The organism is Lacrimispora sp., assembly GCF_032078915.1.
Taxonomy (GTDB): Bacteria; Bacillota; Clostridia; order Lachnospirales; family Lachnospiraceae; genus Lacrimispora.
The window spans coordinates 84,233-98,029 of the sequence record NZ_DAMAUN010000004.1 but is presented as its reverse complement, the minus strand read 5'-3'; the positions used below and the strand labels follow the sequence as shown (position 1 = coordinate 98,029).

Sequence of the window (13,797 nt, the reverse complement as noted above, 5' to 3'; positions counted from 1 at the left end):
TTATTTCGTTCGATGCCATGCCAGCTGCAACAAATGACCGCCATATTCCTCTTATCGGCTTTCGGCTGTCTTTTGTTCACAGGTTCATAATAGAATCGTCAGTTCGTTTTGATGCAGCGACAGGTGATAGTCGTGTTCGTCAATTCGGAACGATACAAGGAAGAGACCATCCGTCCGGAACTCTTTGCAAATGTCAGTAACATCCGGGAGGGCGATTCCGGCGGGAACCGGATATGCAATGGATACAAAGCCATGACGTCCCCCTGCAAGATGCTCTGCCTCAAATTGTGCAATCATGGTGTCGTGAGCGACATCATCTCTTGTGGACCTTCTGGCAGGAATGAGGGAAGGAACTGCCTGGCCGTCAGAGAAGATACCGATATTGGCCTCATTGGACAGGGAACGGGCAAGACGGCGTTCGGAATCGGCCATGACAGTGGGACTGTCTATATGGAAGTTGATCTGAACACTGGAATCAGGTACCACCTTATCGAGAAGATCCAAGACCAACAGGAACCGCTTGTCCACCAGGGCAACAACGCGTTTGTGTATGGCCGGAGTATAGCTTAGATGCTCTGCTGCAGCATACATCAATCTCTCGGTTGAGCTCACTGACAGAATATCGCCTGGTTGCTGCGGGCCGTAGTCCCATGAGGAGATATATTTCCAAGGGTCCTGATGATTAAGAGTCAGACAGTTGTGCCAGTGGATGGATTTGAATTTTCTGCGGTCTTCGTCGTCACGGAAACAGAAGATGGCAGGATCAGTCAGGAGGGGGCGTCCATAAGCAGTAAAATCGAATCCGGCCGGATCCATGTGCGCGTGTGCGTTCTGGATTGGTGTGCGGCAGGCGAACATCAGAGAGAGGGCATTTTGAGACCAGTCTGTCCGTATAAATACCTGCTTTAAGTCTTTCTGCCAAGAAAACGCAGGCAAGACAGGAAGCGCAGGGCATTCTTTTGTATTTTTAAGGACGCGGTGTAAATCAGATAAGTCATCCACTTCCCAGATATACTTGGAAGCGGCTTTCTCCAGCTCTTCATAACGGTAATAGGTCCGTGCCTGAGCAATATAACTGCTGTCCCCAAACGCCAGATAATGGCAGAAAGCTCCCCAGGTGAAGGTTCCAGTAAAGGTATTACTGTCTCCCCATGGGTAATTTCCCCCGCAGGGGCGGGTGGCGTGAACGGAATATTCAACCATTCGTTCCAGGCGTTTCCGGTAGTCATTAGATATGGTGAAATGATATTTTTTTGACAGCAAAATAGGAAGAACAAACCAGTAAAGGCAGCCATTATGATAAGACGGACACCCCTCGATTTGTCCGCCTCCTGTAGTTACCTGAGCAAAAATACTGCGTTCCAGCTCATTCAGTGCATGCTGTTTCCACAGTTCAGAATCTTTAAACTCCGGAAACATACAGGATAAGTAAAGCAGTCCGTTATTTTCCATCAGATAGTGGTTATGATCCGCCTTAGGCCAGAGAATCGGCGGAATAATATAGAGAACTTCGGCATGTTGATAGAGACTGGTGAGATAGATTTCCAGAAAGTTTTCGTCAATATAACTAGTATCAATTAGATGGTGGATCATGTCCGGCCATGTCCGGTACATCCGGATGCCGATTTCAAGGGAACGCCAGATACCCTGATTGCATCCGCAGCCGCCAAAGTTTTCTACGATCACGTTTCCGGATTCATCATATAATGGCTGGCGTGGGCAGTTCTCAATCCAGTGATAGAATTCTTCCATCACTTTTCCTGCATATTTGTTATCACCGGTCAGAGAATAGGCTTCTAACATGCTTCGCCAGTGGTCCATACGGTTTAAAAAGTAAGTGTATTCCGCATCGTTAAAAAGGTTCTCATGCCATTTTACCGGATTGCCGATAAAATGCGGGGAAGCGGAACCCGGAAGAACAGCCATTCCGTTAAAGTGGTTTTCGCCCTGTTCCACCTGCGCTTTGTAAATGTCAGGGAACAGATGGAGTATGGTTTCTCCGCGCTGCAGAAAGGACATACCCTGTTGGAAATCCTTTTCCCGTTCTTTAAGATTCACGAGGACATCATGGACGGTAATTCCGTCCTTCAATACTTCGGTAATATGTTTCATGTTGTTTTCTCTGGCCCTGCCGGACCGAGAAACCTCCTTTCACTGTTGCGTTTTTAGTTAAAGTTTATTGACTTTCAGATTAAAACAAATCTGCATGTCTTCGGAGACAATCACTGCTTTTATGGCTTGTAATCCCGGAACCAGATTATAACATCGTTCCAGGCCATGGGGCAAAAGCAACTGGCCATGTTCTACGGTTAAGATGATTTCTGCGAGCTCTTTTCTGATGACAAGCTGGTTTCCGGTTAGTACTGCGAATTCTCCTGCTTTTGAGATCAGGGGGCATTGGTAATAGACACGGGAATCGCTTACCCCGGTTTCGAAACGGAGACTGTCTTTCTGGAAAATATAGCGGCTCTCATGCGTTACCGGCTTTGCAGGCAGCACATGGTTAATCTTTGGAAGCTGGCCCAGTACATGTACTGTGTACTCACCGGGTATGTCCTGATGTGACATCACGCAATCAAAATCGTATAGGGACGTAAAGCAAATGCCGTCTTCCTCATATTTCAGCGCCGGGGAAATACACTCGTGGAAGGCAAAGCGGGGAAGCTGCATGTTTGGCGGTTCTTCTGTCAGGTACTGGCTCACCGAGGCGCACAGAATGGGGCCGGCAGCATGGTGCCACAGCATGGTTATATTTCCGCCGCTGGCGTGACCGCCGGAAATATATTCCCAGTCGTTTGCAGTGATAGAAGCAAGCATACCGTGGCAGTTGATGAAATAACTGTCAATATCAGCAAAATGCTGGATACCTTCATTTCCGGAAACCATAGAAGGCATTGACGATTCAGGTAGAGAAAGTTCATGATTTAAAATGTCCGCCAGAACTTTAGCGTGAGTAAATGTGTGGTGCACACAGGCACGCTCACCGGCCGCATGATAGTGAGGGCCGCCGTAAAGCAGGCCGCCGTGAGTACACTGCCGGAGTAACTGGAGATTAGCGTATGCCGCCTGAGCGAATGCGGGATTATGGTTTGCCAGCAGGAGCAGGCCGAATGCGGAACCATCTGAAGTACGGCTTCCCCAGTAGGTCCATTTGTAATTCCTTGTACCGAAGCTGTTATTCCAGCCTCCGTCAGGAAGGAACGCATGCAGATGGGTTTCGAAAGACTGCGTCACCCTGTTTTCTAATTCTGTATCCCCGATAATTGTGGAACAGGCGGCCAGTGCAGGCAGGGATTCTTCCACGTTGTAGCCAATATCAACGGCACGGCATCCCCTTGGGGTCCGGCCATCCGTCGGATATCCTTCACCAAATAAAAAACTATCCCCCGGCATGTGGTCCAATGCCTTTTGAATATTGTTCCGGGCATATGCTTTATATTCCGGGATATTAAGTAATTCACCACAATAGAGCATGGTTAGTGCATTGGTAATGCAGTAGTTGATGTTATTGTTGTTTAGTTCTTCAAAATGATACAGGAATTTTGCCGCTTTATCTAACCGTGCCATCCATATCTGCCGTGTATCCCCGTCTAGAATATGACCGTGAAAGGTCAGTGCCTCTGCCAGTTGAAGCGCGCTAAACACAGTGGTTCCCTGCCAGTCACAGTCCATGTCATTAACGTAGGAACCATCAGGACGTGAGACGGTCTGTTCAGCCCATTCAAACAGCCTCTTTGCGGCGTCCAGAAAACGCAGATCATGATGGGTATCGGCCAGATAGAGAAATGGATAGATGGCTTCAAAGCATCTGCCGTGAATCCGGGCGCAGGCGGGGCACAGAATACCTCCGTACAACCCGGTTTCGTCAGAGTGTGAAATTTGCAGGGTTAAAAGCTTTTCACTCCAGTCTTTCAGCAGCCCTTCACATAAAGTGTTTATCCTGATTTTTTGCACCATTGTTTCTCCCTCTTTTTAAGCTCGGTAGTTTTTTAAGCTCGGTAGTTTCTTGTATTGTGTCTGGCATTATGCTTGATTTCAGTGTAATTTCAGAATGAGATTTCTTCAATGATACTTTTTAGCAGGATAACAATCTTTTTGGGGAGCGTGCATGAAAGGATGAAAAAAGCTGCTGAAAACTATAAAAATAGTGGGTATATCCATGAAAATGATTGAAAATATGAGGGAAAAACACCATGCAAAAAAGTGTTGTTTTACAATTATTTGATTATTGTGCTTTTAGAATATGCATGATATGTTAACTTCAAAAGATGGGAATTTGGGGTGGAAGGCTATTCAGACTTACTGTGTTTTGTTCTATGCTAAGATCAAATGAATAGTATCAGCTTTTAGAAACATATGAGGAGAAAGAGAAAACATGAATAAGAATGGCAAAAAGGAAGATATGCCAAATTGTATATTAATAGCTGCGGATCAGCTTCGTTTTGATGTATTGGGTAAGGGATACACTCCCAATATTGACGCCCTGATGAAGGACAGTGTCCGTTTTTCCAACGCATACTGTGCAAGCCCCCTCTGTGTACCGGCCAGAGGCGCGCTGTTTACCGGAACTTATCCGGGAGTAAATGGAAGCCTGATTAATGGGTGGTTTCCGCCCGAGGAACCGTATTCCAGGGTAAAGGAAGGAACTGATCATCTCTACAGCGTTATGGAACGTCTGGGGATGGAGTGTATCCACAGTGGAAAACAGCATTTATTCGTAGAAGGAATACCGCTGGAAGCGCGTCCTGATACGAAGACGAGGTGGCTGACAACGGAGGCGAGCTACCGTGCCTTTGTGAAGGGGCAGGGGAAACGTCTGCCGGGAGGCCCGCTCTTTACCACCCCGATCCCGGAGATGGCTGATGGTGTGCATACTACAGTCTGCGCTTATTCCAATCCCCATACCGGACGGTATGAGGGAGGATATGACTGTTATTTTGACGGGTACTTTACAAATACCGCAGTAAAGGCGCTGGACGGGTTTGCCGGTGAAAAGCCGTTGTTTTTGAGTATGATGTATGTGGCTCCCCACCCGCCGTTTGATATTCCGGACCCATGGTATTCTCTGGTGAAAACGGAAGATGTGGAACTTCCTGACAATGTGAACCGGTGGTATGAGCACCAGTCCCCTTTACAAAAATATAATCTTACGGGGTACATAGGGAGTTCTTACCGGCTGGAAGACTGGAGAGAGGCTTGGAGGACCTATCTAGGGCTGGTATCTCTGCTGGATCAGTGTGTGGGCCGGATTATCGGGAAGCTGAAGGAAAAGGACCTATATGAGAATTCTATTATTGTATTCACCTCTGATCACGGTGAGATGCTGGGTTCTCACTGTCTGTTTCAGAAAATGTGCATGTATGAAGAATCAGCCAAAACTCCTTTCAGCATTCACCTGCCAGGGGGAAGAAAGAAGGGAACGGTGAGGGAAGAGTTTATCAGTCATATTGACTTATTCCCTACTATCTGTGATTTTTACGAAGTCACTCCAACCGGTGAAGTGAATGGCACTTCCTTAAAAGAACTTTTAGAAGAAACAGAAAGCTTTAAAGAACGTCCTGTCTATATCCAGTACGATGGCAACGGTTCACGCGGCAATTTCCAGAGGTGCGTGATCTGGAAAAATTATAAATATATTGTGGATGTTTTCAAGGATGAGTATTATCTGGAACTTTACGATTTAAAAAATGACAGACAGGAGACGAAAAATCTGTTGTTTGAAAAAGAGGAGGACAAAAAGAGCAGATATTGGGAAGCAGCACTGGAACTGAATCGCTTGCTGAACTCCCATCTTCAGGAGATACAGGATGATCTGGCTCTTTTGCCCTGGAATCCCGCAGAATTTTTGGAAAATTATAATTTTAACCGTTTTTGTAAAGGAGGTTTTTAGGCTGTGGAAAAGTGGTTAGAGCTTTTATTTCAAAAAATGGATGTCAAATTCCATGCAGAATGTGAGCGTATGGGTGATAAGATTCCTTACCTGACGACGGAAGGGAGCTATAAAACGGATTATGGTGAATCGGATATTTACTGGTGGACAAATGGTTTCTGGCCAGGTGTTTTATGGCAGATGTATCATGCCACGGGAAAGGATAACTACCGTAAGTGTGCAGAACTGGCAGAAAGGAGGCTGGATAAGGCGCTGCATGGTTTTCTGGGGTTGCATCATGACACCGGATTTATGTGGCTTCACAGCGCAGTTGCGGATTACCGCCTGACCGGTTCGGAGGGGGCCAGAACACGCGGGCTTCTGGCTGCCAGTATTCTGGCTGCCAGATATAATCCGACAGGAAAATTTATCAGAGCCTGGAATCCTGAATGTGTGGAAGAAGGACAGGATTGTACCGGTTGGATCATCGTGGACTCCATGATGAATATTCCGCTTCTTTACTGGGCATCTGAAGAACTGAAAGATCCGAGGTTTTATTATATTGCAAAGGCTCATGCTGACACTGTAAAAAGAACTCTTGTCAGAGCCGATGGTTCATGTGGCCATATTGCATGCCTGAATCCGGATTCCGGAGAACTTACAGAGATTATGGGGGGACAGGGTTACTCGGACGCCTCTTCCTGGTCACGCGGACAATCCTGGATCTTATATGGATTCGCGCTCAGCTACCGTTATACGAAAGATCCTGAATATCTGGATACGGCAAAAAGAACGGCTCATTATTTTATCTCCAATATCTCTTTAACGGATTATATTCCTCTGTGTGATTTCAGACAGCCTGAAAAGCCGGTATATTGGGATGTGTCGGCCGGTCTTTGCGCGGCCTGTGGTCTGTTGGAGATAGCGGAGCATGTTGAAGAGCAGGAGAAACGGCTGTACCGTGCCCATGCGGAGCGAATCGTGAAGGCGGTGTCAGAGCGGTGCTGTGACTGGAATCCCGAAAACGACTCCATCGTTCAGAATTGTAAGGTAGATTACCACAGCACCGGGGATCAGCAGACGGATCTGATCTATGCGGATTATTTTATGGCGGAGGCTGTTCTGCGTCTTGCGGAGAAGGATTTTCTGATATGGTGAGAATCGGTACGTGCCTGGGAATTGACATTGGGGCGGCGGCACCTTTGCTGGCAGAATAAATACAAAAAGGGGTTATTGGAAAAGTAAAATACCAATGACCCTTTTAAGGTATAGCTGCGACTGATGGGATGATGAGATCAGGCTGTGATATAGATATCAAATATCCGGCTTAAAAATTTTGAATGCATATAGCAGAGGCCGGCCGGTGCGAAGATTAGGAGAGGCGGAAATGCCAGGAATCCCACCGCCAGGATGAACAGAGAAAGCATCAGCATAGCCAGGCTGGAAGGCCAGTGGCAGAGGGCCATAATGCAGGCGTTCTTTATAATATGGAAGGTGGAGTTCTGAAATTTGGCCAGAACCGCGTACACATATAAATTCATCAGGACAAAGACCAGCGCCAAACTGAAAAACAGGGTCATAAATATCATATGTCCGAATTCAGTCTGTTTCCCCCTGTAATAGACCACAAAATCAAGACCCAGAAACAGACCAGCCAACAGGAGTATGAGCCAGATGAGAGTCCCCTGCTTAAGATTCTGCCGGAAAGCGGTGAAGAAGGAGGCGGTTAAGTATCCTTCTTCATTGCGGACGTATTTCAGTGTTATGGAATAAAGCGCGGAGGTTGACGCTCCTATGGTGACAAGCGGAAGGCTGCAGACCAGCCATAAGATACTCAGCCATAGAAAATTCAGCGCTTTGCTGGATATACTCCAAAGGGGACTGTTGATCGAAAACAGACCATTCATGATGTTATCTTCCTTTCTATCAATATAATTATTTTATACGCAGGAATAAGTCAAGAGCCGCGGTAAGGTTATCATGTTCTGCGTGGGAAAGCAGAGTGTCACACAGGCTGTCACAATCCCTGATCGTAGGAATGCCATCTGTTGCATCCAGAATCAGCAGGCTCTGTGACACCGGGCCGATACCGGATTCTGCATCTATGACAGGTGTAAAGTGTGCATCTATGATGGTGGACAACTGATTCCGGTCTTTGACGATTTCAGGGTATAAGTCCTCTTTCTGCCAAATATGCAGACTGGGAGTTCCGCTCCATAAAAGAAGAGTAAGAATACCATTCTTTTCCAGAAGGACCCTTCGGTCATCAAGCTGCCGGTATGATACGTCAGGAAAAAGATTCCACCGCTGTATGTGGGGCTCAGGAATGCGGTCACCACCCCGGATACAGTCATGAATCAGAAAACCTTTCTCACGGCAGGCGAGAATCTTTCTGGTATGGCGGCAGAAAGTATAGGCATCATGGTACGCGCTGACAAAACAGCCCTCTTTTCGGGAGGAGAAGTGCTCTACAGGAGAATCCGGCCTCATCACGCCCCATTTTAAAGTATAGAACCGGTCATCCTGAACCGGGTTCCCATATACCAGTACCGTATTGTGGGAAGTCATATTATACATGTATCCGCGTTGGGGGCTTCCAGCCCGTACTGAGTGGTAAAGATGTCTTGAATGAGGCTCACCGATAAGTTCCTGACCTCTCATAGTGATAAAGAGAGAAAGCATATCCATGTGATTATGACCGGAGTCTCCGCAGTCCACTTTGGAGGACATTAAAGCATAGTTGGCGTCGGCAGAGAGGTTGCTCCTGGAACAGAAAAATCCACTTTTGTCATTACAGTAGTCCAGAGGAATTTTCGGGATATCCTCCGTTTGCCCCAGGCGGTATTCCAGCAGCTGTCTGCAGGCGTCATTGCCCGTACGGTAAGCGCCGTTGGATAAGATCTGCTTCACCTTGGGGCCGCCATTATCTCCGAGAGACGGAAAACTGTCATCAGGGGGGGTGATTTCAGCCAGGATATTATAGCTGGCCTGGATTCGGCGTCCGCTTTCTTCATCCAGAAGCTCTGTGCGGTTTAATTGCCCTAAGTAAATGCCGTTGCTGATCATCTCGCCCAGAGCGGCACCGCACCAGTAGGCAACAGAATGCTCACTGTAACCGCCGGCCTCATTGAAATCATCTATGACATGCTGCCGGACTACTTCGGTACCCCTGTCTTTCATGGCTGCAAGTGCCGGAAACTCAGGAAGCAGGGTGGCCAGCATAAACGGAACCAGACCTCTTTCCCACATGTGATGGTTGAATTTCCGGTATGTATCTGTGTCGAATCTGCGGAACTGGATACCCAGGAACCAGATTCGTTTTAAGATTCCAAAAGCCATTTCTGTAGAAATCTCATAAGGAATCCTCGTATAAAACAAACTGAGATAGCAAAGGGTCAGAAATCCGGTACTCATAACATCACGGTCCTCGGTATGTAAAAAATGGGAGATATCCGGATCGGTAAATTCCAGATCGAGAGGATAATGATCCCAGAACATTTGAAGGGTTACTTCAAAGTTTTCCAACACTGCCGGATCCCCAGTCTCATGGTAGAGGATGGCAAGGTATTCAAAAAACTGTCCCCTTGAAAAGATATCCAGAACCGTACGGTGTTTTTTGCCCAAATCTTCCTTAACATTAAAATGTGGGAGGTTTTCGTAGTCAGGCCCAAGCTCGACTTCTATATCTCCGCCTGGACGGACATAGACATGTTCCATCATTCTTTTTCCGGCATACAGGCAGAACTCTTTTAAGCTGCCTTTCAGTCCCAGAGCTGCCTGAAAAAACTGCGGATTGCTGTCGGTATCAATTGGCTTTAAAGGCAGGCTGCGGTAATTGTAGTAATAGATTACATTAGTCCGGGTCTGAAAATAGCTGACTAGTTCTTTTTTTGCAAGAAGTGTGTTTCCTGCTTCTAACGCAAGACGTACATTTGAGAGTCCGGGATAAGACAGCTGAAGAGCAGAAAATAAATCTTCATCAGTCACTTCCCCTTCCTTTACCGGTATGGGAATCATAGATAAAAATCCTCCTGTATAAGTGATGATTTCATTATAGGAAAAGCCGTCTCCGGCTTCAATGATACTTTTCTGCATTATGATAGTTTCTTGCTGCGCAATGTCGGAAAAATACGCGTAAACGAAGGAAATAATAGGGATAATCGGGAAAAGGTATAGAAAGGACGGAGTATATACCGGCTGCAAAAAAGTGTTATTTTGCAATTTTTTGCTGATTGTCTGGGGGAAAGACATGTGCTATTCTCACATTAACGGTACGGCCCATGTGTTCCGCCTACTGATACAGACAGGCGCCAGGCTGGGAGTAAATCATGGGGTACTAAAGGCGAAGTCAGTTAAAAAGCGAATTTCAAATTATAATGGAGGACAATGAAATGAGAAGATGGAAAAGATGGACCGCCTGCATGATGGCAGCAGCCATGGCAGGAAGTATGCTGATAGGGTGCGGTTCCGGCGAGACAACACAGTCAACCGTATCTGATAAAGGAAGTACAGCAGCCAACAAAGGAAGCGCAACAGAGGCGGCCAGTGAGGAGCCGGTTCAAATGTCATGGCTGACCGGTCAGACTTCCGCAGAGGTAAATGATGATGCAGAAGTAGTAAAAATGATAGAGGAACGCTTCAATATTGATTTAAAGGGTTTTTATGTAGATACCAATAATTATCAGCAAAATTTAAATGTAAAGTTTGCCGGCGGCGAGATGCCGGATGTTCTGGTTATCGGAAGCCCGGCTGATCTTGCTACATACGTGGAGGGTGGTATCATTGCGGAAATTCCTATTGAAACTATCAGGGAGAAAGCACCAAACTTCGCAAAATGTGCAGATGAAAACGATGATGGCTCATTGTGGAGCACCATGATCTATAAAGGAAAGAACTATGGGGTTTCCAATCCCATGAGCGTTGTGCCTATGGCCATGTTCTGGAACCAGAACTGGCTGGATAATCTGGGGTTGGAAGTACCGGAAACGCTGGAAGAATATGAAGAAGTGCTGACTGCATTTGTAGAGCAGGATCCGGATGGAAACGGTAAAAAAGATACAGCAGGTATGGCGGAGCGTGCCTTCAGCGCGGTATTTGGTGCATTTGGCCTTCGCTGTGTTACCGGCGGTTTTCCCGGCTTTACAGTAGAGGAGATGCAGCTAGGTGACGACAATGTTCCTTTCTTCCCGTATATCCGTCCCGAAGCAAAACAGGCTCTGGAAGTATTAAACAGATGGTATGAAAAGGGAATCATCGACAAAGAGTTCATCACAGGCGAAAATCATGGCGGTTACGAATGGCTGTCTCACTCCTTTATGAACGGACAAATAGGTTTAACAAGCGCTATGCCATATCACTATTTCTACTACAGCACAGATTGTGATGATGTAAACAATCAGGCTATCTGTTTGAAAGAGATGAAGGCTTTAAATCCAGAGGCTAAAATTGTAGCCGGACCCGCGCCGATAGGCCCGGATGGAAAATCTGGAACGGAGGCATGGTCAAAAGTAGGACGTTTAACCTGTCTGACTACACAGGGCGCTTCTGACCCAAGAAAAGTAGATGCATTCCTGGCGATTTTGGATGCTTACTATTCTGATGAGGAATTTATGGAACTGTCAAACTATGGTCTGGAAGGCAAACACTTCGAGATGATTGGAGAAACGAGAAAGCGTATCGGAGACGGAGTTGAACTTCGTAAAGAGGGTGTCATGCAGGTAGACTTTGGTGATACAGTTCTTTATGCCAAAAAATTAAATGCATCGAAAGTGAAACTTGGAAATGATATTACAGGAAATGGCTACTACCGCTTTAACGCTCCCGCTACAGAAGAATTTGCCAATGTGAGCGCAACCCTGGATACATTGACCGAGCAGGCTTATTTTGACATGATTACAGGTGCAAAACCTCTTGACTATTTCGATACCTTCGTGAAAGAATTTAAAGCTGCCGGCGGAGACGCCGCTGAAAAGGCTGTTCAGGAAGCTTATGCAGAGCAGCAGAAAGTGCTGCAGAAATAATGGAAGAACAATTCGGGAGGTGGATATGACAGCACCTAAAATAAAAACAACCCGCAGTAAAACAGGTTTTTTGGGCAATTTATCACAATATAAAGAATATTATATTATGCTGGTTCCAGGAATTTTGTTCTTTCTTGTATTCTGTTATGGACCTATGTATGGACTCATCATAGCATTTCAGGATTACTATCCTTTGAAGGGAATTGAAGGAAGTGTCTTCGTAGGATTGAAACATTTTAAGAGTTTGTTTTCCAATCCTTTCTTTTTATCAGTGTTGAAAAACACATTAATTATCAGTTTATATAAATTACTGATATGTTTCCCGGCACCGATCTTCCTGTGCCTGGTGTTGAACGAAATTAAAAATGTCAGATTTAAAAAGGTGGCTCAGTCTATCTCTTATCTGCCGCACTTTGTCTCCTGGGTTGTTGTTTCCGGTATTATCATTGAGTTTTTATCCCCATCAAGAGGGCCGATTAATATCCTCCTGCAGAATTTGGGATTTGCCCCCATATTCTTTGTGGGGAACGCCAAGTATTTCCGCGGAGTTTTAGTGCTCTCTGATATGTGGAAGTCCATCGGCTGGGGCTCCATCGTGTACCTGGCTGCGGTGACCTCTGTCGATCCGGCTCTTTACGAGGCGGCGGAGATGGACGGCGCGGGCAGAATACAGAGGATTCTGCATATCACCCTCCCGGCCCTGGCGCCTATTGTTACGGTTATGCTGATTATGGAGTCCGGTAAAATTTTGAATGACAGCTTTGAACAGGTATATAACTTCCTGTCTCCAACAACTTATGGTGTAGGTGATGTAATTTCCACTTTCGTATACCGGATGGGTATTCAAAATATGCAGTACAGTTTTACAACAGCAGTTGATTTATTTAAAAATATCATCTCTTTCATGCTTGTCATGCTGACGAATTATATAGCGCGAAAGACGAATGATTACGCATTATGGTAAAGGGGGAGAGGTCATGAACACCATACGCAGAAAAAGAAAAAGATCTGCAGAAGACTGGCTGGTAGACGGAGTCGCATACGGATTTGTGCTGATACTGATGGTATCGATCCTACTTCCCTTTATGCAGGTAGTCACCATATCTATGAGTCCGGCATCGGTTGTAAATGAGACGGGTTTCCATCTGTTTCCGACCAAGCTTGATTTTTCCGGATATATGCAGATTTCCACAGACCCCAATTTCTGGCATAGCTATCTGGTTACCATCGTAAGAACGGCGGCAGGTACGGCAGCAGGAGTGCTGGTGACAGTGCTGACCGCCTATCCGCTGGCAAAATCCAATCTGCCTTACCGCAGGTTCCTGATGATGTTTGTAGTGTTTACCATGTATTTTTCAGGCGGTATGATACCCAAGTACTTGTTGATCAAGGAACTGCATTTAACTAATAATTTCCTGGTGTATATTCTGCCCTGCCTGATTACAGGATTTGCCCTGATTATCACAAGGAACTTCTTTATGGGAATTCCGCCGGCGCTGGAGGAGTCAGCGAAGCTTGACGGCGCTTCAAACTTTCAGGTATTGTTTCAGGTGTACTTACCGCTGTCCATGCCGGTCATGGCTACGATTTCCCTGTGGTACTGCGTACAGCACTGGAACTCATGGATGGATAATATGCTGTATGTGTCGAAAAAAAGTCTTTATGTCCTGCAATATGTGCTGCAGACAATTCTGACCAATGGGCAGACCGCGGATATGGAAGCGGCCGCGGATGTCCTGATCCATACGGAAACCATGAAGATGGCGGCGTTGGTACTGTCACTGATACCGATCGTATGTACTTATCCGTTCCTTCAGAAATACTTTGTTAAAGGCATGATCGTTGGATCTGTAAAAGGCTAGACAAATATGTTATACTTTAAATAAAAAAGAGACCGCCAGGTGTCTG

The 13,797-nt window shown here is 46.1% G+C and carries 9 protein-coding genes; 5 read left to right on the top strand and 4 right to left on the bottom strand.

Annotation, left to right across the window (positions count from 1 at the left end; translation table 11 throughout):
* Positions 1-84: 84 nt before the first annotated feature.
* Positions 85-2,112 carry a heparinase II/III family protein gene (locus RT269_RS03050; protein ID WP_313180519.1) on the bottom strand — a complete coding sequence of 676 codons (2,028 nt, stop codon included), beginning with the start codon at positions 2,110-2,112 and terminating at the stop codon, positions 85-87.
* A 57-nt stretch (positions 2,113-2,169) separates the two neighbouring features.
* A complete protein-coding gene (locus RT269_RS03045; protein ID WP_313180518.1) occupies positions 2,170-3,957 on the bottom strand; it encodes a hypothetical protein in 1,788 nt (595 codons plus the stop codon).
* A 418-nt stretch (positions 3,958-4,375) separates the two neighbouring features.
* Between RT269_RS03045 and RT269_RS03040 the strand changes: the two genes are divergently transcribed.
* Both RT269_RS03040 and RT269_RS03035 read left to right on the top strand, forming a co-directional pair.
* Positions 4,376-5,890: a sulfatase family protein gene (locus RT269_RS03040; RefSeq protein ID WP_313180517.1), complete on the top strand. Its 1,515-nt coding sequence runs from the start codon at positions 4,376-4,378 to the stop codon at positions 5,888-5,890.
* 3 nt (positions 5,891-5,893) lie between these two features.
* Positions 5,894-7,027 carry a glycoside hydrolase family 88 protein gene (locus RT269_RS03035; protein WP_313180516.1) on the top strand — a complete coding sequence of 378 codons (1,134 nt, stop codon included), beginning with the start codon at positions 5,894-5,896 and terminating at the stop codon, positions 7,025-7,027.
* A gap of 137 nt (positions 7,028-7,164) precedes the next feature.
* On the opposite strand, the gene RT269_RS03030 is transcribed toward RT269_RS03035, so the two are convergent.
* Together RT269_RS03030 and RT269_RS03025 are read right to left on the bottom strand one after the other, a co-directional pair.
* Positions 7,165-7,776, bottom strand: coding sequence for a YesL family protein (locus RT269_RS03030; RefSeq protein WP_313180515.1), 612 nt, complete (start codon positions 7,774-7,776; stop codon positions 7,165-7,167).
* A 28-nt stretch (positions 7,777-7,804) separates the two neighbouring features.
* Entirely contained in the window at positions 7,805-9,964 is a 2,160-nt protein-coding gene (locus tag RT269_RS03025; protein WP_313180514.1) for a heparinase II/III domain-containing protein, read from the bottom strand.
* Positions 9,965-10,260: 296 nt separating this feature from the next.
* Here RT269_RS03025 and RT269_RS03020 point away from each other — a divergent pair, with 296 nt between their 5' ends.
* From RT269_RS03020 to RT269_RS03010, 3 genes are read left to right on the top strand one after another with little or no spacing between them, the layout of a single operon-like run.
* Complete coding sequence (locus RT269_RS03020; RefSeq protein ID WP_313180513.1) at positions 10,261-11,889, top strand: extracellular solute-binding protein; 1,629 nt, start codon at positions 10,261-10,263, stop codon at positions 11,887-11,889.
* Between the two features lie 25 nt (positions 11,890-11,914).
* Complete coding sequence (locus RT269_RS03015; protein WP_313180512.1) at positions 11,915-12,853, top strand: ABC transporter permease; 939 nt, start codon at positions 11,915-11,917, stop codon at positions 12,851-12,853.
* 13 nt (positions 12,854-12,866) lie between these two features.
* Positions 12,867-13,751, top strand: a complete 885-nt coding sequence (locus RT269_RS03010) for a carbohydrate ABC transporter permease (RefSeq protein ID WP_313180511.1) — start codon at positions 12,867-12,869, stop codon at positions 13,749-13,751.
* Positions 13,752-13,797: the final 46 nt, after the last annotated feature.

What these genes read in the sequence shown, in the direction of transcription:
- RT269_RS03050 (WP_313180519.1), bottom strand. Translation starts at nt 2,112, where the DNA reads ATGAAACATATTACCGAAGTATTGAAGGACGGAATTACCGTCCATGAT.
- RT269_RS03045 (WP_313180518.1), bottom strand. Translation starts at nt 3,957, where the DNA reads ATGGTGCAAAAAATCAGGATAAACACTTTATGTGAAGGGCTGCTGAAA.
- RT269_RS03040 (WP_313180517.1), top strand. Translation starts at nt 4,376, where the DNA reads ATGAATAAGAATGGCAAAAAGGAAGATATGCCAAATTGTATATTAATA.
- RT269_RS03030 (WP_313180515.1), bottom strand. Translation starts at nt 7,776, where the DNA reads ATGAATGGTCTGTTTTCGATCAACAGTCCCCTTTGGAGTATATCCAGC.
- RT269_RS03025 (WP_313180514.1), bottom strand. Translation starts at nt 9,964, where the DNA reads ATGCAGAAAAGTATCATTGAAGCCGGAGACGGCTTTTCCTATAATGAA.
- RT269_RS03020 (WP_313180513.1), top strand. Translation starts at nt 10,261, where the DNA reads ATGAGAAGATGGAAAAGATGGACCGCCTGCATGATGGCAGCAGCCATG.
- RT269_RS03015 (WP_313180512.1), top strand. Translation starts at nt 11,915, where the DNA reads ATGACAGCACCTAAAATAAAAACAACCCGCAGTAAAACAGGTTTTTTG.
- RT269_RS03010 (WP_313180511.1), top strand. Translation starts at nt 12,867, where the DNA reads ATGAACACCATACGCAGAAAAAGAAAAAGATCTGCAGAAGACTGGCTG.